The sequence below is a fragment of the Aquincola tertiaricarbonis genome (assembly GCF_023573145.1).
In the GTDB taxonomy this organism is placed as follows: Bacteria; Pseudomonadota; Gammaproteobacteria; order Burkholderiales; family Burkholderiaceae_C; genus Aquincola; species Aquincola tertiaricarbonis_B.
Genome location: NZ_CP097636.1, coordinates 949,271 through 969,415, shown reverse-complemented (window position 1 = coordinate 969,415; position 20,145 = coordinate 949,271). Strand labels below are relative to the sequence as shown.

The following is a 20,145-nucleotide window of genomic DNA, read 5'->3' as shown; positions in this document are numbered from 1 at the left end:
CCCGCCATGGTCACTGCCACCGCCCCTGCTGCCGACGGACTCACCGACGCCCGCTATGCCGCGCTGGCCGCCCGGGACGCCCGCTTCGACGGCCGCTTTTTCGTGGGCGTCACCTCCACCGGCATCTACTGCCGGCCGGTGTGCCGGGTGCGGCTGCCGCAGCAGCGCAACTGCCGCTTCTTCCCGCATGCGGCGGCGGCGGAGCAGGCGGGCTTTCGGCCCTGCCTGCGCTGCCGGCCCGAGCTGGCGCCCGGCCTGTCGCTGACCGACAGCTCGCAGGTGCTGGCCCGCCATGCGGCGCAGGCCATGGTGCAGGCTGTGCATGAAGGCCAGCCGCTGTCGTTGCCCGCGGTGGCCGCGCGCCTGGGCGTCACTGATCGCCACCTGCGCCGCATCTTCCAGGAGGCGCATGGCGTCTCGCCGATCGACTTCATCACCACCCAGCGGCTGCTGCTGGCCAAGCAGTTGCTCACCGATACGCCGCTGCCGGTGACGCAGGTCGCGCTGGCCAGCGGCTATGCCAGCCTGCGCCGCTTCAATGCCGCGTTTGCCGAGCGCTACCGCCTGAGCCCCAGCGCGCTGCGGCGCGAGCGGGGCGATGCGGCGCCTGAAGCCGCCGGCATCACGCTCAAGCTGGCCTACCGCCCGCCTTACGACGTGGCCGGCATGCTGGCCTTCTTCGCGCAGCGCGCGGTGCCGGGCGTGGAGACGGTGGACGTGCCAGCGCTGACGCTGCGCCGCACGCTGGCGCTGCCGCATGGCGGCGGCCGGCTGCAGGGCTGGATCAGCCTGCGTTACCGGCCTGAGCGGCATGAGGTGCAGCTGAGCCTGGCACCCACGCTGGTGCCGGCCATCGGCGCACTGCTGCAGCGGCTGCGGCAGGCGCTGGACCTGGACGCCGACCCGGCGCAGATCGACCCGGTGATGGCCGGTCTGCCCTTGCCGCCGGTGCCCGGCATTCGCCTGGCCGGCAGCTTCGACGGCTTCGAGACCGCGATGCGCGTGGTGCTGGGTCAGCAGGTCACCGTGGCCGCCGCCCGCACGCTGGCCGGCCGCGTGACCGAGCGCTATGGCGAGCCGATCACCACGCCGTTTGAAGACCTCACCCGCCTGGCGCCCAGCGCGCAGGCCATTGCCGAAGCCGACCCCGCCGAACTGGGCCAGCTGGGCATCGTGCGCCAGCGCGTGCGTGCGCTGCAGGCGCTGGCTGCCGAGGTGCACGCCGGCCGCATCACGCTGCACCGCGGCGCGCCGCTGGCCGCGACGCTGGACGCCTTGCGGGCGCTGCCCGGCATCGGCGACTGGACGGCGCAGTTGGTGGCGCTGCGTGTGCTGGCCTGGCCCGACGCCTTTCCGGCCACCGACATCGGCCTGCTCAATGCCCTGGGCACCCGCGATGCCAAGGCCGTGCTGGCGCAAGCCGAAGCTTGGCGACCCTGGCGTGCCTATGCCGTGATGCGGCTGTGGCAAGAACAGCCCACCCCCAAAGCGCCTGTAGCGCCTGCAGCGCCCGCTGGAGAACCCCTATGACCCACGCTCGACTTCCTGCCTTGACCGCGCAATCGCGCATCGACACGCCCCTGGGCCCGCTCACCGTGGCCGCCACCGACCAGGGCCTGGCGGGCCTGTGGTTCGACGACCAGGCCCACCACCCCGGCCTGCTGGACGTGCCCGTGGACGACGGCCAGCGCTTCATCGCGCAGGCGCGGCAGGAGCTGGAAAGCTACTGGTCGGCCGCCGCACGCGCGCCCTTCAGCGTGCCGCTGGACCTGCTGGGCACGCCCTTCCAGCGCGCGGTGTGGCAGGCGCTGCTGCAGATCGCGCCGGGCCGCACCGCCACCTATGCCGAGATCGCCGCGCGTGCCGGCGCACCCGCCGCGGTGCGGGCCGCGGGCGCGGCCATCGGCCGCAACCCGGTGAGCGTGATCGTGCCCTGCCACCGCGTGATCGGCCGCAGCGGCGGCCTCACCGGTTATGCCGGCGGACTGCCGCGCAAGCGCGCGCTGCTGCAGCTGGAAGGCGTGGCGGTGGCTGCATGAAGGCGCGCGATGGGATCGACCTGGTGATGCTGGCCGCGCTGTGGGGCGCGGCCTTCTTGTTCATGCGCATGGGCGCGGCGGCCTTTGGCCCGGTGGCGCTGGCGGCGGTGCGTGTCACCGGTGCCGCCTGCTTCCTGCTGCCGCTGCTGGTGTGGCGGCGCGAAGTGCCGGCGCTGCGCGCGCATTGGAAGCCGCTGATGGTGGTGGGCGTGTTGAACAGCGCCCTGCCCTTTCTGCTTTTCAGCTACGCGGCGCTGGCCATCAATGCGGGCCTCTCGTCCATCTTCAATGCCACCACGCCGCTGTGGGGTGCGCTGGTGGCCTGGCTGTGGTTGAAGGACCGCCTCTCCGCCTCCCGCGTGCTGGGCCTGGTGATCGGCTTTGCCGGCGTGGCCTGGCTGGCCTGGGACAAGGCCAGCTTCAAGCCCGGCGACCATGGCGTGAGCGCGGCCTCGGCCATCGGCGCCTGCATGCTGGCGGCCTTCTGCTACGGGCTGTCGGCCAGCTTCACCAAGCGCTGGCTCACCGGCGTGCCGCCGATGGCGGTGGCGGCGGGCAGCCAGTTCAGCGCCACGCTGGTGCTGGCGCTGCCGGCCTTCTTCTTCTGGCCCGCGCAAACGCCCAGCGCGCCGCACTGGGCCGCGGCGCTGATGCTGGCCGTGCTGTGCACCGGCGTGGCCTATGTGCTGTTCTTCCGCCTCATCGCCAACGTGGGGCCGGCCAATGCCATCACGGTCACCTTCCTGATCCCGGCCTTTGCGGTGCTGTGGGGCGCGCTGTTTTTGGGCGAGCCCATCACCGGCGCCATGGTGCTGGGCTGCGCGGTGATTTTGCTGGGCACCAGCCTGGCCACCGGCGTGCTCAAGCTGCCGGCGGCCCTGGTGCGCGGGCGCGCCTAGTCCGGCCGAATCCCTGCCTTCTGGATCACCCCGGCCCAGCGCGTCACCTCACCGTCGAGGAAGGTCTTGAAGGCTTCGGGCCCGCGCGCATCGACGCGGAAGCCCTGCTGCACCGCGCGCTGCTCCATGTCGGGCTGCTTGACGATGGCCACCACCTCGTTGCCCAGCTTTTGCACCAGCGCATCGGGCACGCCGGCCGGCACCATCACGGCGGTCCAGTTTTCCACCAGCAGGCCGGGCAGGCCGGCTTCGGCGGTGGTGGGCACATCGGGCACCGCGGGGTGGCGGGCTTCGGTGCTCACGGCCAGCGCGCGCAGCTTGCCCGCCTTCACATGCGCGATGGACTCGGGGAAGTTGGAGAAGATCACGTCCAGCTGGCCGCCGATCAGGTCGGTCATCGACGGCGCACCACCCTTGTAGGGCACGTGCTGGATGCTGGTCTTGTTGAGGTCGTTGAACAGCGCCAGCGTGAGGTGCGGCGGCGTGCCGTTGCCGCTGGAGCCGGCGTTCAACGCCCGCTGCTTGGCCTGCGCTGCCAGGTCCTTCAGGTCCTTGATCGGGCTGTTGGCCGGCACCACCACCAGCATCGGGCTGCCGGCCAGCAGGGCCACCGGCTTCAGGTCCTTGCGGAAGTCGAACGCCGCCTTCGGAAACAGCGTGACGTTGGCCGCATGGGTGAGCGTGATGGCCAGCAGCGTGTGGCCATCGGCCGGGGCCTTGGCCACCGCGTCGGCGCCGATCTGCCCGCCGCCGCCGGGCTTGTTGTCGACCACCACGCTGACCTTCCAGCGCTCGGCCAGCTGCTGGCCCACGCTGCGGGCCATCATGTCGGTGAGCCCGCCGGGCGGAAAGGGCACCACGTAGCGCAGCGTGGCGCCGGGCTTGGGATAGTCGGCTGCGCCCGGCTGGGCGTTCACCGCCGCCGGCAAGGTGGCCGCGCTGGCCGCCGCGGCCAGCAGCCGCATCAGGTGTCGTCGTTGCATGCCTTTGTCTCCGTTGTTGATGTATGAAGGCGCGACGGTGAATGCGGTCCGTCAACCGCTGGTGATCGGCCACTGCGCGAGCAGGGCGTCCGGCACCTCCAGTCCTTGTGCTTCGGCCTGGCGCCGAAGCTGTTCACGCCGTGCGCCGGGCAGGCGCACGCCCTCGTCGCGCAGCATCTCGGCCACCAGCACCTCGATGCGGTCGAGGTAGTGGTCGGCACCGGCCAGCGCGCCAGGATCGATGACGATGAAGGCCTGGCCGATGCGCGGCCGGTTGCCTTCGTCGACGAAGAAGCTCGAAGCCTCGAAGCCGAACTGCGCACCGATGAGCGCGGTGACCAGCAGCTCCACCACCAGCGCCAGCATCGCGCCCTTGGGGCTGGTGGCGGCGCCCATGGGCAGCATGGAGCCTTCCAGCGCGGCCTTGGCATCGGTGGTGGGCCGGCCCTGCGCGTCCAGCGCCCAGCCTTCCGGGATGGGCCGGCCGGCCTGGGCCGCCACCATCACCTTGCCGCGGGCCACCTCGCTCAGGCTGAGGTCGATCAGCAGCGGATCGGCCCCGCGCCGCGGGAACACGGCCGCCACCGGATTGGTGCCAAAAATGGGGTGGCGCCCACCCGCGGCCGGCATGGCCGCCGGCGAGTTGGCAAAGCCCAGCGCCACCAGGCCCGCCGCGGCGGCCGGGCGCAGGTGGTCGACCACCACACCGCAGTGGTGGCTGTTGGCCACGCCGGCGATGGCGATGCCCTGCTCGCGCGCGCGCTGCACCGCCTGCTGCACCGCCAGTTCGCAAGCGGCAAAGGCCAGGCCCTCATCCGCATCCACCACCAACGCGGCGGGCTTGGGGCTGTGCACCCGCGGCTGCGCGCGGCCGTTGACGCGGCCGTTGCGCAAGTGCTTGACGTACTGTGCCACGCGGCTCAGCCCGTGCGAGCCCAGGCCCTGGGCCTCGGCCAGCACCAGCGCCCGGGCGGTGGCCTCGGCCATGGTGTCGTCGGCCCCGGCCTGGCGCAGTGCGGCAGCCACGGCCTCGCGCGCCTGGGGCAAGGTCAGGCGGGCCATCAGCGGGCCTCCGCCAAGGCCTGCAGCACCTTGTCGGCGATCAGGCTGCTCACCCGTTCATTCGACTCGGTGGTCACGCCGGCGATGTGCGGCGTCAGCACCAGGTTCGGGCAGCCCTCGAAGTGCGGCGCCTGCTTCAAAGGTTCGGCATCGAACACGTCCAGCGCCGCGCCGCCCAGCCGGCCCTGGCGCAAGGCCTCGGCCACCGCCACTTCATCGACGATGCTGCCGCGTGCGGTGTTCACCAGCACGGCGCCGGCCTTCATCGCGCCGATGCGCTGCGCATTCAGCAGCCCGCGCGTGCCCTCGACCAGCGGCACATGCAGGCTCACCACGTCGGCCTGGCTGATCAGCGTGTCCAGGGCCACGCACTGCACGCCCGCCGCCGCGTAGGCCGGATGGTCCGCGGCCATCATCGCGTCGAAGGCCAGCACCTGCATGCCCATGCCGCGCGCCAGCCGCGCCGTGAGCTGGCCGATGGCGCCAAAGCCGATCAAGCCCAGCGTCTTGCCGCCCAGCTCACGGCCGTTGGACAGCGCGGTGCGCGGCCAGCGCCCGGCCGCCACCTCGGCGGTGGACTGGTAGGCGCCGCGCAGCAGCAGCATCGCGGTGCCGATCACGTACTCGGCCACGCTGGCCGCATTGGCGCCGGTGGCCGGGATCACCTGCATGCCGCGGGCTTCGCAGCCCGGCACGTCGATGTTGTCCAGGCCCACACCCAGGCGGCCCAACACGCGGCAGCGCTGCAGCGCGGCCAGCAACTCGCCGCGCACCTGGGTGCGGTTGCGCACGATCAGCACGTCGGCGCCGGCCGCCTCGGCATGCAGGCGCACCGGGTCGTCCACCAGCTGCGGGTCGTACAGCACATCGTGCGCCGCCCGCAGCCGGTCCACGGCCGGCATGTCCATGAACTCGGTGATGACCACTCTTGCCATCACGCGCTCTCGTACAGGCGGGTCATCACGAACTCGCGGTGGCCCAGCGCCTCGGCGGCGGTCAGGCGGCCGTTGGCGGTGCGCAGCATGCATTCCAGCAGCTGGTCGCCGGCCTGGTCGAGGTTGATGTCACGCTGCAGCAGGCCCGAGGTGTCGACGTCGATGTGCTCGCTCATCAGCCGCACGGTACGCGGATTGGCGCAGATCTTGATGACAGGCAGGATGGGGTTGCCGATGACGTTGCCCTGCCCGGTGGGGAAGAAGTGCACCGCATAGCCCGAGGCGGCGCACAGCGTCACCATCTCGGCCGCGGCGCTGGACGAATCCATGAACCACAGGCCGGGGCCGGTGGGCACTTCGGCCTTGTCCAGCACGCCGTCCACCAGGCACTTCTTGCCGATCTTCTGGATGTTGCCCAGCGCCTTCTCTTCGATGGTGGTCAGGCCGCCGGCGATGTTGCCCTTGGTGGGCTGGCTGTCCGACAGGTCGCTGGTCTTGTGGCGGTTGATCATGTCCTGGTAGCGGTTGAACATGAACATGAAGCGCTCTTTGACTTCGGGCGTGCGGCAGCGCTCGGCCACGATGCGCTCGCCGCCGGTCAGCTCCGAGGTCTCGCCGAAGACCAGCGTGTTGCCGGTTTCGTAGAGCTTGTCGAAGGCGTTGCCCACGGTGGGGTTGGCGCCGCAGCCGCTGGTGGTGTCGCTCTCGCCGCACTTGGTGCTGACCCACAGTTCATGGATGGGGCACACCTCGCGCTGCTTCTCGCTGGCCCACTGCACGAACTCGCGTGCGGCCTTGCTGGCCCGCAGGATGGTGTCGTGGTCGCCATGGCCTTCGATGCCGAAACCCACCACCGGCTTGCCCGTGGTGGCGATGCCGTCCACCACCTTCTTGGTCCAGCCGTCCTCGATGCCGATGACCACCACCGCGGCCACGTTGGGGTTGCAGCCGGCGCCGATCAGCGTGCGGAAATGCAGGTCCAGGTCGGCGCCGAACTGCAGCCGGCCGTAGGGGTGCGGAATGGCCAGCGCGCCCTTGATGTTGTGGGCCACGGCCTCGGCCGCGGCATTCGACAAGTCGTCCAGCGGCAGGATGACGACGTGGTTGCGCACGCCCACGCGGCCGTTCTCGCGGCGGTAGCCCAGGAAGGTGGTGTCCTTGGAAATGATGCTCATGGTGGTGTCCAAATGGGGTTGTCTAATCAAGCTGTGCGGCGCAGAGGCTCACCACCGTTTTGTCTTGATGTTTTGCACGTGCGCATGCTCGCCGGCCTTGATCGGCGCCACCACCTTGCCCATGTCGATGCCGTACTTCCACACCGTGTCGCCCGGCGCCATGTCGCGCAGCGCCACCTTGTGGCCGATGGGAATGTCCTGCTTGGCATCGACGCTGATCGTCTTGTCCTCGTCCATGATCCAGCCGGTGAGCTGCATGCCGGCCTTCACGCCCTCGACGACCACGACGGCCACGGTGTCCTTGGCGTCGTGCAGTACGAAGTGAATCATGTGCTTGTCTCCTGTGCTGTCGGGTTGCAACGGGTCGCAGTGTTGGAGCGCGGGTGATCGAGTGTCAAACAGGTCATTTAGATGACTTGGATGAAGCCGCGAACCACCGCCACAATCGCGCCATGCCGCTTGCCACCGACACCGCCGCACCCGACTTCAAGCCCATCGCCCCCGACGCCGCCGGCGCCCCGCTGTACCGCGTGGTCAAGCGGGCGCTGCTGCAGGCCATCGAGGCCGGGCGCTACCCCGCCGGTGGCGCGCTGCCCAGCGAGGCCGAGCTGTCGGCCGCGCTGGGCGTGTCCATCGGCACGCTGCGCCATGCGGTCGACGAGCTGGTGGCCGAGCACATCCTGGTGCGCCGCCAGGGCCGCGGCACCTATGTGGCGATGCACAACACCGACCGCTTCCTGTTCCAGTTCTTCCATGTGGAACGCAGCGACGGCCTGCGCGAAGCCCCCAAGGTGGAGCTGGTGGCCTTCGAGCGTGTGCGCGCCGAGCCCGACGTAGCCGCGGTGCTGGGCATCAAGGCCGGCGACCCGGCCATCCAGGTGGACAACCGGCTGCTGCTGCAGGGCCGCGCCGTCATCCACGACCGGCTCACGCTGCCGGCGCCGCTGTTCAAGGGCCTGACCGAAAAGCGCTTCAAAGACCGGCCCAGCACCATCTACCACCTGTACCAGACCGAGTTCGGCATCACCGTCACCCGCGCGCAGGAGCGCGCCCGCGCGGTGGCGGCCGACCGCAACGCCGCCCGCATCCTGGGCGTGCCGCAGGGCATGCCGATGATGCAGGTGCAGCGCACCGCCCTCACCTTCGGCGACAAGCCGGTGGAGCACCGGCTGTCCACCATCAACACCACGCAGCACGACTACGTGCACCTGCTGTCGAGGCCGGCATGACGGTGCGCCACCGCATGGCCGATGGCGCGGCCTGGGCGCTCCGGTCACCGTGGGTAGGTCTGCTGCCGGGTAGCGCGCTCACGGTGGTGGTGGCGCTGGCCGCCACCTTCGTGGCCACGCTGCAGGGCGGGCCGCAGCTCCTGTACGCCCTCTTCTTCGGCGTGGCCTTCCACTACCTCAGCCAGGACGCGAAGACCAAGCCGGGCATCGAGTTCTGCTCACGCACGCTGCTGCGCTTCGGCGTCGGGCTGCTGGGGGCGCGCATCACCGCCACGCAGATCATCGGGCTGGGCTGGTTCACCGCCGGCGTGGTGGTGGCCGGCGTGCTCAGCACGCTGGCGATGGGGCTGCTGCTGGCGCGCTGGATGGGCATGAACCGGGCGCAAGGCATCCTGTCGGGCGGCTCGGTGGCCATCTGCGGCGCCTCAGCGGCGCTGGCCATCTCGGCCGTGCTGCCGCGCGACAAGGACTCGGACCGCTTCACGCTGGTGGTGGTGGTCACGGTCACGGTGATGTCCACGCTGGCCATGGTGCTGTACCCGCCGGTGGCGCGGCTGCTGGCGCTGCCGCCCGAGCTGGCAGGCCTGTTCATTGGCGGCACCATCCACGACGTGGCGCAGGTGGTGGGCGCGGGCTACATGCTGGGCCCGGCCACCGGCGACATCGCCACCATCGTCAAGCTGTTCCGCGTGGCCATGCTCACGCTGGTGGTGGTGGGCGTGTCCACCGCCTTCAAGTCGGCGCGCGAGGCCGCCCACCAGGCCGGCGGCGGCACAGGCCGCAGCCAGCCGCTGGTGCCGTGGTTCCTGTGGGTGTTCGTGGCGATGGTGCTGCTCAACTCCGTGGGCGCCTTCTCGCCGGTGGTGCAGGACGGGCTCAACACCGTGTCACGCGCCTGCCTGGTGGTGGCCATCGCCGCGCTGGGCATGAAGACCTCGTTCAAGCAGCTGGCCAGCGCCGGCTGGCGGCCGTTTGCGCTCATCCTGATCGAGACGCTGTGGCTGGCCGCGCTGGTGCTGGCCTGCGTGGCGTGGCGGCGCTGAGCGGGATGCTCAGGCCACCACGTTGACTGGCTGGCCGCGCACGAAGGCCTCGATGTTGTCCACCAACTGGTCGGCCAGGGTCTGCATCGCTTCATCGCTGGCCCAGGCCACGTGCGGCGTCAGGATGAAATCGGGCCGGTGCAGCAGGGCCATGAAAGGATGGTCGGCCGGCGGCGGCTCCACGCTCACCACGTCGAAGGCCGCGCCGCTGATCTGGCCGGCCTGCAGCGCCGGGCCCACCGCCGCTTCGTCCACCAGGCCGCCGCGCGCAGTGTTCACCAGCAAGGGCTTGCGCCGCATGGCGGCGAACTCGGGCGCGCCGATCATGTGCCGGGTCTCGGGCAGCAAGGGGCAATGCAGGGTCAGCACGTCGGCCTCGGCCAGCACCCGATCGAAGGGCGTGTACAGCGCCCCCTGGTCGTGGCGGCCCTTGAAACCGGCCATCAGCACCCGCATGCCCAGCGAGCGGCCGATCGCGGCCACCGCCTGGCCCAGCACGCCATCGCCGATCACGCCCAGCGTGGCGCCGGCCAGGTCGCGGATCGGGTGGTCGAAGAAGCAGAACTGGCCTGCCGCCTGCCAACGGCCGGCCCGCACCGCATCGTGCCAGGCGCAGATGCTGCGGCGCAGGGCGAAGATGAGCGCGAAGGTGTGCTCGGGCACCGTGTTCACCGCGTACTGGCGGATGTTGGTGACGACGATGCCGCGCTGACGGCAGGCCGCCAGGTCGATCGGGTCGGTGCCGGTGGCGGCCACCGCGATGCAGCGCAGCCGTGGCGCGGCGGCCAATGCGGTGGCGTCCACCTTCACCTTGTTGGTGATCACGATGTCGGCATCGGCGATGCGGGCCGCCACCTCTGGCGGTGCGGTGCGGCCATGGCTGGTGAGCCGGTGGGCAAAGCCCGGCTCACGCAGCCGGATCTGCGGGGCGAGCGTGTCGCGGTCGAGGAAGACGATGTTCATGGGCGGCGGCCTTCAGCGGCGGTTCGGGTAGAGGTAGTCCTGCAGGAAATCGAGTCGGGGCGCCGAGGGCTGCGCCACGGCCCTCACCGGCGTGCCGAGTTCCAGCAGCTGCTCGTCGGTCACGCGGTAGCGGGGCCAGGCCGGCATGTCTGCGCCGTTCGGGTCACCGGTCTTGACGAAGCGCGCCCAGGCATCGGCCATCTGCCGCGCCAGCTGCTGGTCACTGGCGTCGAACGGACGGACGCGGCCGCGGTGCGGCGCCTGCAGGTTGTCGAACGGGTACTGCAGCTCGGCGCCGTGGATGGGCTCGGCCGCATCGCCCGCGCGCCGTTGGGTGAAGCGGTAGCCCCACAGCCGGGGCTCGGCAGGCGCCGCGATGCGCATCAAGGCACGGGTGCCGTGGCGGTACTGGGTGTCGGACACCAGATCGGACAGCACCTGGAACACCTCGTCATTGCCAGCCACCGGGTAAAGCTGGGCGGCACGGGCCTCTTGCCCGGGGAAGCTGGTGGCGACATAGCGGCGCAAGGCATCGGCGTCGCGGATGCCCAGCGAGCGCGCCAGGCCTCCACCTTCGTTGGCCACGGTGCCGACGATCATCGGCACCCGCAGGTAGCGGCCCTGGGTGTAGGCGCTGTGGTCGTTGGCGCGCACCAGGTCGCCGTCCACGATGATGCCCAGGCCGCGCGGCCGCGTGAGCTCACGCCCGGGCGGCAACACCGCTGTCAGCCGCTCCACCAGCGCGGTGGCGCTCATCGCACGCAGCTGCCGCAAGTCGGGGCCTACGGTCAAGCCCAGCGGCTCATACGATGCCAGATCGGCCATCGGCCGCATCACGCCCACGCTTTGCAGGATGGCCTGCTGGAACAGGCCCTGCGCGCGGCCCGAGATCATCAGCGCACTGATCGACATCGCACCGGCGGACTGGCCGGCGACTGTCACGCGGCCGGGGTCGCCACCAAAGGCGGCGATGTTGCGCTGCACCCACTGCAGCGCGGCCAGCTGGTCCATCAGCCCGTAGTTGCCCGAGCTGCGCACGGGCGATTCGGCCGACAGCTGCGGATGCGCCATGAAGCCAAAGAGGCCGGTGCGGTAGTTGAAGTTCACCACCACGATGCCGCGACGCGCCAGCGCCTCGCCGTCATAGCTGGGGTGCGAGCCCGAGCCGTAAGTAAAGCCACCGCCATACACCCACACCAGCACCGGCAGCTTCTCGCCGCTGCGGCGGGCAGGCGTCCACACGTTGACCGACAGGCAGTCTTCGCTCATGGTCGGGCCTTCGCCAGCAGCCCCGCTGCGGCCGCGGCCGCCTCGCAGCTCGGGGTATTCGGCAGGCTGCATGCAGTCGGGGCCGAAGCGGCTGCCGTCGCGCACGCCGGCCCACGGCAGGGCGGGCTGCGGCGGCCGCCAGCGCCCCTCGCCCACCGGCGGCTGCGCATACGGGATGCCGAGGAAGGCGCGGACGTCGCTGCCGCTGCCGGCCACCCGGCCTTGGTCGGTGGCCACGGGTTGATCGAGCGGTGCATCGGCCGCCATGGGCGGCCGCGTGGCGCAGGCGCCCAGGGCCAGCATGGTGACCAGCACCAGCGCAAGACGAAGGGGGTGCATCGGGGCCTTCCTGCGTCAGTCCGCGGTGATGTTGGAGGCCTTGATCACACGGCCCCAATACGCCAATTCCTTGCGGGTGAATTCGCCCAGCTGCGCAGGCGTCATCTGTTCCACCGTGGTGCCGGCCTCCTCGGCCTTGCGCTGCAGCTCGGGCATGGCCAGCGCACGGCCCACCGCGGCGTTGAGCTGCTGCACCACCTCGGGCGGTGTGCCGGTGGGCGCATACAAGGCAAACCAGGAGTCGAGCGTGAAGCCGTTGACCCCGGCCTCGGCCGTGGTGGGCACCTGCGGCAGCGCCGCCAGGCGGCCGGCACTGGTCACCGCCAGCGCCTGCAGCTTGCCGGCCTTGATCTGCCCGATCACCGAAGCCGGCGTGGTGATGAACATGTCCACCTGCCCGCCCATCAGGTCCTGCACCGCCGGGCCTGCGCCGCGGTACGGGATGTGGGTGATGAAGGTGCCGGTGAGCTGCTTGAACAGCTCGCCCGCGATGTGCTGGATGGAGCCGTTGCCCGAGGACGCATAGTTGAGCTTGCCCGGGTGTGCCTTGGCGTAAGCCACCAGCTCACCGAGATTGGCCACGCCCAGCGTGGGCCGCACCACCACCACCTGGGGCGCGCGGGTCAGCATTGCCACCGGCGTGAAGTCCTTGATCGGGTCCCAGCCCGCCTTGGCGAACAAGTGCGGGTTGCCCACCTGGTAGCCGCTGTAGGCCACCAGCAGCGTGTAGCCGTCGGGCTTGGCCTTGGCCACGAACTGGTTGCCGATGTTGCCCGCGCCGCCGGGTTTGTTGTCGACGATCACCGTCTGGCCCAGCCCGCGCGTCAGCGCATCTGCGATCAGCCGGGCAGTGAAGTCGGTGGTGCCGCCGGGCGCGCTGGGCACCACCAGGGTCACCGGCCGCTCGGGGTAACGGCCTTGTGCAAAAACAGCAGGCCAAGCGCTGCCCAGCGTGGCCGCCAGGGCCACGGCATGTCGACGGTTCATGGGTTGTCTCCAGGGGGCCGGGTCGGGCCCGGCGTTCAGGGTCGGCGGCGGCTCAGCCCGCCAGCTCGGAGATCTCGATCAGGTTGAAGTCCGGGTCGCGGACGTAGACCGAGCGGATCTTCTGCGTGGCCCCGGTGCGCATCACCGGGCCTTCCACGATGGGCCAGCCCTGCTGCTGCAGGCGCTGGATCACGGCTTCCAGCGGGATGCTGGCGATGAAGCACAGGTCCAGCGCGCCCGGCACCGGCAGGTGGGCCTTGGGCTCGAACTCGCTGCCCTGCACATGCAGGTTGATCTTCTGCGTGCCGAACTTGAACGCCTGCCGCTCGACCGGTGGCGTGCCGCCGACGAAGGTCTCCAGCTGCATGCCCAGCACGCGGGTGTAGAAGTCCACGCAGGCCTCGCGGCGCGCGGTGGTCAGCACCAGGTGGTCGAGGTGGTCGATCATGCAAAACGCTCCCGAAGTTCCTGCACGTAGGCCGGTGCAGGGTGCAGTTGCTGAATGGGCCCGGCCTTGGCCACCTGGCCCGGCACGTCATGGCCCACGATGTCGGGCAGCCGGCGCGCGGCGGCCAGCAGCCGCGGCAGGTCGATGCCGGTGTCCAGCCCCAGGGCCTGCAGCATGTGGATGGCGTCTTCGCTGCAGATGTTGCCGGTGGCACCCGGTGCATACGGGCAGCCCCCCAGGCCGCCCAAGGAGCCGTCGAAGCGGGTGATGCCCTCTTCCACCGCCGCCAGCAGGTTGGCCAAGCCCATGCCCCGCGTGTTGTGGAAGTGCAAGGTCATCTGCAGCCCCGGGTAGCGCTGGCGCAGCGTGCGCGCCATCTGCCGCACCTGGCCGGGGTGCGCCATGCCGGTGGTGTCGCAGATGGTCAGGCCGCGCACGCCCAGCTCGGCGAAGCGGTCGGCCCAGCGCAGCACCTCGGCTTCGGGCACGTCGCCTTCCATCGGGCAGCCGAAGCAGCAAGAGAGCGAGACGTTCACCGCCACGCGGCCATGGGCCATCTGCACCACCTCCCGCAGGCCGCCGAAGCTGTGCTCGCGCGGCATGCGCAGGTTGGCCAGGTTGTGCGTCTCGGAGGTGGACATGACCAGGTTCAGCTCGTCGGCCCGGCACTCCAGCGCCCGCTCGGCACCGCGCACGTTGGGCACCAGCACCGTGGTCTCCAAGCCCGGCACGCGGCGGATGCGGCCCATCACCTCCTCCGCGTCGCGCAGCATCGGGATGGCCTTGGCCGAGGTGAAAGAGGTCACCTCGATCTTGGCGTAGCCGCAGGCGCTCAGCTCATCGATCAGCGCCACCTTGTCGTCGGTGGGCACGAAGGCCGGCTCGTTCTGGAAGCCGTCGCGGGTGACGACCTCGTTGAAATGGATGCGTTGCATCGGGTCTCCTGGGGTGGGTGCGTCGGGGCTTCAGTTCACGATGCCGCGTTCGCGCAGCGCCTGGATCTGCGCTTCGGTCAGGCCGATCTCGCGCAGCACGCCGTCCGAGTCCTGGCCCAGCGTGGGGGCCGGCCGGCGGTGCCGGCCCGGCGTGGCCGACAGCTTGGGCACGATGCCCGGCACCGCCAGCCGGCTGCCGTCGGCCATCTCCACCTCGTCCAGCATGCCGCGGGCGCGGTAATGCGGATCGGCGGCGATGTCGGCCACGGTGTAGATGCGGCCGGCCGGCACCGCCGCGCCGTTGAGCTGTTCCAGCACCTCGTCCACCGTCAGGCGGGCGGTCCAGGCGCCGATGGCGTCATCGATCTCGGTCACGCGCTGCACACGGCCGGCGTTGTCGGCCAGCGCGGGGTCGTCGGCCAGGTCCTGGCGACCGATGAGCGCCATCAGGCGGCGGAAGATGCTGTCGCCATTGCCGGCGATCAGCGCGTAGCCGCCGTCGCTGCAGCGGTAGGCGTTGCTGGGCGCGATGCCCGGCAGCGCACTGCCCGCCGGCCCGCGCACCGCACCAAAGGCGCTGTACTCGGGCAGCAGGCTTTCCATGCAGTTGAAAACGGCCTCGTACAAGGCCACGTCGATCACCTGGCCCTGGCCGGTGGCATGGCGGTGCTGCAGCGCCAGCAGGATGCCGATGACGCCGTGCAACGCGGCCAGCGTGTCGCCGATGCTCACGCCCACCCGCACCGGCACGCGGCCGGGCTCGGCCGTCAGGTGGCGCAGGCCGCCCATGGCTTCGGCCACCACGCCGAAACCGGGGCGGTCGCGGTAGGGGCCGGTCTGGCCGTAGCCGCTGATGCGCAGCATGATCAGCCGCGGGTTGGCCGCCAGCAGCGCGTCGGGGCCCAGGCCCCAGCCTTCCATCGCGCCGGGGCGGAAGTTCTCGATCAGCACGTCGGCCTCGGCCGCCAGCCGGCGCACCACGTCCTGGCCTTCGGGCTTGCGCAGGTCCAGCGCCAGCGAGCGCTTGTTGCGCGACTGCACCTGCCACCACACCGAGTTGCCGTCCTTCAGCAGCCGCCATTTGCGCAGCGGATCGCCGGCGCCGGGCGGCTCGATCTTGATGACCTCGGCGCCGAAGTCGGCCAGCGTCTTGGCCGCGAACGGACCGGCGATGAGCTGGCCCAGCTCCAGGACCTTGAGGCCGGCCAACGCGGCCGGGGCTTGTGCTTGCGGGGGGGTGGATGCCATGCGGCCAGTGTCCCGCCGCAGGCCCGGTGGCGTCTATTCGATTCTGGTTCGGCCTGACTTAGCGTTTCGCGAAACCGGCAGCAGGTAATCCCGCAGGGCCAGCACCGTGGCGTCGGCTTCCGGCCGCACCGCCACCAGCAGCTGGCGGCGTGCCCAGGCATCGGCCAACGGCCGCCAGCGCAGCTGCATGGCCCGCACGAAGGGCAGCGCCGCCGCCTTGGGCAGCGCTGCGATGCCCAGGCCCGAGGCCACCATGTGGCCCACCGCATCGAAGCTGCGCACCTGCATGCGCAGCTTGAGGCTGCGGCCCGCGGCCATCGCCGCCTGCTGCTGGGCTTGCAGCATGGCGGCGCCGGCATTCAGGCTGATCCAGGGCTCGTCCAGCGTGTCGACGAAGGCCACAGCGCTGCGCCCGGCCAGCCGGTGGCCGGCGGGCAGGATGAGCACCAGCTCGTCGGCACGGAAGTCACGCACCTCCAGGCCGCGCAGGTCGGGCCCGGCCACGAACACCCCCAGGTCGGCGCGCCCTTCGCGCACCGCGGCCACCACCTGGCCGGAGACCTGCTCCTCCACGTCCACCTGCACCTCGGGCCGCAATTGGGCATAACCGGCCAGCAGCGGCGGCAGAAACTGGGTGATGGCCGCGGTGCTGGCATGCAGGTGCACATGGCGCACCACGCCCTGCCCGGCATCGGCCAGCTCCAGCATCAGGTTGTCCAGCTCCTGCAGCACGGCCATGCCGCGCTTCATGAAGGCACGGCCCAGGGCGGTGGGCGTGAGGCCGCGCGAATGGCGGTCGAAGAGCTGCGTGCCCAGCGCGCGCTCCAGGTCACGCAGGCGGCGGCTGGCGGCGGGCAGCACCAGGTGGCACTCGCGCGCCGCCTCGGTCAGGCTGCCGGTGCGGGCGCAGGCCACCGCCAGGCGGATGGACACGAAGTCGAAACGGGCGAGGTTGTAGTCGGGCATGCGGCCAGCCAAGAAAAAAGGGCACCCGGTGAGAGTGCCCTGATTTCAACAGTTCAACGCGTGAACCGCATGTTTGGCGGAGTGGACGGGGCTCGAACCCGCGACCCCCGGCGTGACAGGCCGGTATTCTGACCAACTGAACTACCACTCCATGTGGCGTCCCCTAGGGGATTCGAACCCCTGTAATCACCGTGAAAGGGTGGTGTCCTGGGCCTCTAGACGAAGGGGACTCGCAAAGCTTTCACTTCAATGAAACAGGGCACCCGAAGGTGCCCTGGTTTCAACAGACTGCCAGAGCAGGCTGGTTGTTGGCGGAGTGGACGGGGCTCGAACCCGCGACCCCCGGCGTGACAGGCCGGTATTCTAACCAACTGAACTACCACTCCATGCGGCTTCCGCATCGCTGCGCAAGTGCCACTTGACTTGGCGTCCCCTAGGGGATTCGAACCCCTGTAATCACCGTGAAAGGGTGGTGTCCTAGGCCTCTAGACGAAGGGGACTTGTTCTTCGTACCTCTTGAACACGCTTACTTGGTGGAGGTAAGCGGGATCGAACCGCTGACCTCTTGCATGCCATGCAAGCGCTCTCCCAGCTGAGCTATACCCCCCTTAAGTGCCGTACCGCATTTTGTGCGGTTCGTCTTGAAAGTTGCTGCGTGTTCAAGCGAGAACATGAGTATAGAGGGATCTTTAAAGATCGCGCAAGCGCTTCAACACGATTGACCTAGTAAACAGCTCAAGTACCGCATCGACCGACGGCGTCTGGGCGCGGCCGCACACGGCCACGCGCACCGGCATCGCCAGCTGGGGCATCTTCAGGCCATGGGCGTGCAGCACCTGCTTGAAGGCAGCGCCGATGGCGGCCTTGTCCCAGGTGGGCAGCGCCTCGAAGGCATCGGCCAGCGCCTTGAGCACCGGCTTGATGGCGTCGGTGAGCTGGGCGGCGTCCGCCTCGCTGGGGGTGGGCTCGGTGAAGTACATCGCCAGCCAGTCGGCCAGCTCCACCGTGGTGGCGCAGCGGTCCTTCAGCAGCGCCACGCGCCGCTGCATCAGCGCGTCGTTGGGCGCCTCGATGCCGCGCTTGCCCAGTTGCACCGCAGCCAGCGCGCCCAGGCGCTCGTTGTCGGCCTGCTTGATGTAGTGGGCATTGACCCAGCTCAGCTTGGCCGGGTCCCATTGCGCGGGGCTCTTGGACAGGTGTTCGCCGTCGAACCACTCCACCAGTTCACGGCGCGAGAACAGCTCGTCGTCGCCATGGCTCCAGCCCAGGCGCGCCAGGTAGTTCAGCATCGCCTCGGGCAGGTAGCCGCCCTCCTCGTACGCCGTCACGCTGACGGCGCCACGGCGCTTGGACAGCTTCTGCCCGTCGTCGCCCAGGATGACCGGCACATGGCCGAACAGCGGCAGCGGCGCGCCCAGCGCGTTGAAGATGTTGATCTGCCAGGGCGTGTTGTTGACGTGCTCGTCACCCCGGAACACATGGGTGATGTTCATGTCCCAGTCGTCCACCACCACCGCGAAATTGTAGGTGGGCACACCGTCGGGCCGCACGATGATCAGGTCGTCGATCTCGCGGTTGGCGATGCTGATGGGGCCCTTGACCAGATCGTCCCAGGTCACCACGCCGTCCACCGGGTTGGCAAAGCGGATGGCCGGCGCCACGCCCTCGGGCGGCGGCGGCAGCACCTTGCCCGGCTCGGGCCGCCAGCGGCGGTCGTAGTGGGTTTTCTCGCCGCGGGCGCGCTGGGCTTCGCGCATCTCGTCCAGCTCGGCCGGCGTGGCGTAGCAGCGGTAGGCGGTACCGGCGGCCAGCATCTGAGCTATCACCTCGCGGTAGCGGTCCAGCCGGCGCATCTGGTAGATCGGGCCTTCGTCGTAGTCCAGCCCCAACCAGCGCATGGCCTGCAGGATCTGGTCGACCGAGTCCTGGGTAGAGCGGGCGACGTCGGTGTCCTCGATGCGCAGCACGAACTCGCCACCGTAGTGGCGGGCATAGGCCCAGGAGAACAGCGCGGTGCGCGCGGTGCCCAGGTGCAGAAAGCCGGTGGGCGACGGCGCGATGCGGGTGCGAACGGGTTTTTTCATGCGGATGCGGTCTCAGGCCTGCTCGGTGGCGCTCTGCAGGGCCAGGCGGCTGCGGTTGGCTTCTTCCTCGTCGCCGCCCTGCGAGCGGCGCTGCTGCTCCATCGCGCTGAAGTCGGCGGCCGAGACTTCGCCGGTGATGTACTGACCGTCGAAGCAGGAAGCCTCGAAGGTGTTGATGCTTTCGTTGAGCGTGCGCACCACGCGCTTCATCGCGTCCACGTCCTGGTAGATCAGCGCGTCGGCGCCGATGTACTCGCGCACCTCTTCGATGGTGCGGTCGTGGGCGATCAGCTCCTCACGCGTGGGCATGTCGATGCCGTACACGTTCGGGAAGCGCACCGGCGGCGCGGCCGAGGCCAGGTACACCTTGCGGGCACCGGCTTCGCGGGCCATCTGCACGATTTCCTTGCTGGTGTTGCCGCGCACGATGGAGTCGTCCACCAGCAGCACGTTGCGGCCCTTGAACTCCACGCCGATGGCGTTGAGCTTCTGGCGCACGCTCTTCTTGCGCACGCCCTGCCCCGGCATGATGAAGGTGCGGCCCACGTAGCGGTTCTTGACGAAGCCTTCGCGGTAGGGCTTGCCCAGCTTCTGCGCCAGCTGCATGGCCGAAGGCCGGCTCGACTCGGGGATGGGGATCACCACGTCGATCTCGTTCGGCGGCATCGTGGAGATGACGCGCTGGGCCAGCGTCTCACCCATGTTCAGCCGCGCCTGGTAGACCGAGATGCCGTCGATGACGGAATCGGGCCGCGCCAGGTAGACGAACTCGAACATGCAGGGGTTGAGCGTGGGCGATTCGGCGCACTGCTTGCTGTGCACGGTGCCTTCGAGGTCGATGAAGATCGCCTCGCCCGGCGCCACGTCGCGGGTGACGGCATGGCCGGTGCCTTCGATGGCCACGGTTTCGCTGCCCACCATCACGGTGCGGCCCTCGGGGGTGACGGCCTCGCCGTACACCAGCGGGCGGATGCCGAACGGATCGCGGAAGGCCAGCAGGCCGTAGCCGGCGATCAACGCCACCACCGCGTACGAGCCCTTGATGCGCTTGTGCACCGCGGCCACCGCCTCGAAGATGACTTCGGGGTTCAGCGTCTTGTCACGCGCGGCGCGGGCCAGTTCGTGCGCCAGCACGTTGATCAGCACCTCGGTGTCGCTCTCGGTGTTGATGTGGCGGCGATCGACGTCCGCCAGCTCCTGCTTGAGCGCCAGCGCGTTGGTGAGGTTGCCGTTGTGCACCAGCACGATGCCGAAGGGCGCGTTGACGTAGAAGGGCTGCGCCTCTTCTTCGCTGTAGGCGTTGCCGGCGGTGGGGTAGCGCACCTGGCCCAGGCCCACGTCGCCCGGCAGGCCGCGCATGTTGCGGGTGCGGAAGACGTCGCGCACCATGCCGCGCGCCTTGTGCATGAAGCACTTGGTGCCCTGCATCGTGACGATGCCGGCGGCGTCCTGGCCGCGGTGCTGCAGCAGCAGCAGCGCGTCGTAGATCAATTGGTTGACGGGCGCATGCGAGATGACGCCGACGATGCCACACATGATGT

19 protein-coding genes and 5 tRNA genes are annotated in these 20,145 nt (G+C 70.0%); 5 read left to right on the top strand and 19 right to left on the bottom strand.

Going from position 1 to position 20,145, the window contains the following annotated elements:
- The first annotated feature begins 6 nt into the window (after positions 1–6).
- From MW290_RS18670 to MW290_RS18660, 3 genes are read left to right on the top strand one after another with little or no spacing between them, the layout of a single operon-like run.
- Positions 7–1,530 (top strand): DNA-3-methyladenine glycosylase 2, encoded by a 1,524-nt coding sequence (locus tag MW290_RS18670; RefSeq protein WP_250199198.1) that lies wholly within the window; start codon positions 7–9, stop codon positions 1,528–1,530.
- Entirely contained in the window at positions 1,527–2,039 is a 513-nt protein-coding gene (locus MW290_RS18665; protein WP_250199197.1) for a methylated-DNA--[protein]-cysteine S-methyltransferase, read from the top strand. The genes MW290_RS18670 and MW290_RS18665 overlap by 4 nt, the downstream gene beginning before the upstream one ends.
- Positions 2,036–2,938: a DMT family transporter gene (locus tag MW290_RS18660; protein ID WP_250199196.1), complete on the top strand. Its 903-nt coding sequence runs from the start codon at positions 2,036–2,038 to the stop codon at positions 2,936–2,938. Before MW290_RS18665 ends, MW290_RS18660 begins: the two co-directional genes overlap by 4 nt.
- On the opposite strand, the gene MW290_RS18655 is transcribed toward MW290_RS18660, so the two are convergent.
- Genes MW290_RS18655 through MW290_RS18635 form a run of 5 tightly spaced genes read right to left on the bottom strand, consistent with a single transcriptional unit; the run spans position 2,935 to position 7,423 of the window.
- Positions 2,935–3,921 (bottom strand): Bug family tripartite tricarboxylate transporter substrate binding protein, encoded by a 987-nt coding sequence (locus MW290_RS18655; RefSeq protein WP_250199195.1) that lies wholly within the window; start codon positions 3,919–3,921, stop codon positions 2,935–2,937. The two genes, MW290_RS18660 and MW290_RS18655, sit on opposite strands and share 4 nt — an antisense overlap.
- Before the next feature lie 51 nt (positions 3,922–3,972).
- Positions 3,973–4,983, bottom strand: a complete 1,011-nt coding sequence (locus MW290_RS18650) for an Ldh family oxidoreductase (protein WP_250199194.1) — start codon at positions 4,981–4,983, stop codon at positions 3,973–3,975.
- Positions 4,983–5,918 (bottom strand): hydroxyacid dehydrogenase, encoded by a 936-nt coding sequence (locus MW290_RS18645; protein WP_250199193.1) that lies wholly within the window; start codon positions 5,916–5,918, stop codon positions 4,983–4,985. The genes MW290_RS18650 and MW290_RS18645 overlap by 1 nt, the downstream gene beginning before the upstream one ends.
- Positions 5,918–7,093 carry a UxaA family hydrolase gene (locus MW290_RS18640; RefSeq protein WP_250199192.1) on the bottom strand — a complete coding sequence of 392 codons (1,176 nt, stop codon included), beginning with the start codon at positions 7,091–7,093 and terminating at the stop codon, positions 5,918–5,920. The genes MW290_RS18645 and MW290_RS18640 overlap by 1 nt, the downstream gene beginning before the upstream one ends.
- 48 nt (positions 7,094–7,141) lie before the next feature.
- A complete protein-coding gene (locus MW290_RS18635; RefSeq protein WP_250199191.1) occupies positions 7,142–7,423 on the bottom strand; it encodes a UxaA family hydrolase in 282 nt (93 codons plus the stop codon).
- A 122-nt stretch (positions 7,424–7,545) separates the two neighbouring features.
- Here MW290_RS18635 and MW290_RS18630 point away from each other — a divergent pair, with 122 nt between their 5' ends.
- Positions 7,546–8,322 carry a GntR family transcriptional regulator gene (locus MW290_RS18630; RefSeq protein ID WP_250199190.1) on the top strand — a complete coding sequence of 259 codons (777 nt, stop codon included), beginning with the start codon at positions 7,546–7,548 and terminating at the stop codon, positions 8,320–8,322.
- On the top strand, positions 8,319–9,365 hold the full coding sequence (locus tag MW290_RS18625) for a YeiH family protein (protein WP_250199189.1): 1,047 nt from the start codon (positions 8,319–8,321) through the stop codon (positions 9,363–9,365). The genes MW290_RS18630 and MW290_RS18625 overlap by 4 nt, the downstream gene beginning before the upstream one ends.
- Positions 9,366–9,374: 9 nt before the next feature.
- Here the strand turns inward: MW290_RS18625 and MW290_RS18620 are convergent, their stop codons facing one another.
- From MW290_RS18620 to purF, 14 genes are all read right to left on the bottom strand, one after another.
- Entirely contained in the window at positions 9,375–10,328 is a 954-nt protein-coding gene (locus MW290_RS18620; protein ID WP_250199188.1) for a D-2-hydroxyacid dehydrogenase, read from the bottom strand.
- A gap of 12 nt (positions 10,329–10,340) precedes the next feature.
- Entirely contained in the window at positions 10,341–11,936 is a 1,596-nt protein-coding gene (locus MW290_RS18615; protein WP_250199187.1) for a carboxylesterase/lipase family protein, read from the bottom strand.
- 15 nt (positions 11,937–11,951) lie between these two features.
- Positions 11,952–12,923 carry a Bug family tripartite tricarboxylate transporter substrate binding protein gene (locus tag MW290_RS18610; RefSeq protein WP_250199186.1) on the bottom strand — a complete coding sequence of 324 codons (972 nt, stop codon included), beginning with the start codon at positions 12,921–12,923 and terminating at the stop codon, positions 11,952–11,954.
- 52 nt (positions 12,924–12,975) lie between these two features.
- Positions 12,976–13,371: a VOC family protein gene (locus MW290_RS18605; protein WP_250199185.1), complete on the bottom strand. Its 396-nt coding sequence runs from the start codon at positions 13,369–13,371 to the stop codon at positions 12,976–12,978.
- Positions 13,368–14,306, bottom strand: coding sequence for a hydroxymethylglutaryl-CoA lyase (locus MW290_RS18600; RefSeq protein WP_250199184.1), 939 nt, complete (start codon positions 14,304–14,306; stop codon positions 13,368–13,370). Before MW290_RS18600 ends, MW290_RS18605 begins: the two co-directional genes overlap by 4 nt.
- Before the next feature lie 30 nt (positions 14,307–14,336).
- Complete coding sequence (locus tag MW290_RS18595) at positions 14,337–15,554, bottom strand: CaiB/BaiF CoA transferase family protein (protein WP_250199183.1); 1,218 nt, start codon at positions 15,552–15,554, stop codon at positions 14,337–14,339.
- A 33-nt stretch (positions 15,555–15,587) separates the two neighbouring features.
- Positions 15,588–16,520: a LysR family transcriptional regulator gene (locus MW290_RS18590; RefSeq protein ID WP_250199182.1), complete on the bottom strand. Its 933-nt coding sequence runs from the start codon at positions 16,518–16,520 to the stop codon at positions 15,588–15,590.
- 74 nt (positions 16,521–16,594) lie between these two features.
- Positions 16,595–16,671 (bottom strand) — tRNA-Asp (locus MW290_RS18585).
- Between the two features lie 3 nt (positions 16,672–16,674).
- Positions 16,675–16,750 (bottom strand) — tRNA-Glu (locus MW290_RS18580).
- A 79-nt stretch (positions 16,751–16,829) separates the two neighbouring features.
- Positions 16,830–16,906, bottom strand: a tRNA-Asp gene (locus MW290_RS18575).
- Positions 16,907–16,944: 38 nt separating this feature from the next.
- Positions 16,945–17,020, bottom strand: a tRNA-Glu gene (locus MW290_RS18570).
- Between the two features lie 31 nt (positions 17,021–17,051).
- Positions 17,052–17,127 (bottom strand) — tRNA-Ala (locus MW290_RS18565).
- Between the two features lie 82 nt (positions 17,128–17,209).
- A complete protein-coding gene (gene gltX / locus MW290_RS18560; protein WP_250199181.1) occupies positions 17,210–18,604 on the bottom strand; it encodes a glutamate--tRNA ligase in 1,395 nt (464 codons plus the stop codon).
- A 12-nt stretch (positions 18,605–18,616) separates the two neighbouring features.
- Positions 18,617–20,140, bottom strand: coding sequence for an amidophosphoribosyltransferase (purF, locus tag MW290_RS18555; protein ID WP_250199180.1), 1,524 nt, complete (start codon positions 20,138–20,140; stop codon positions 18,617–18,619).
- Between the last annotated feature and the right edge of the window lie 5 nt (positions 20,141–20,145).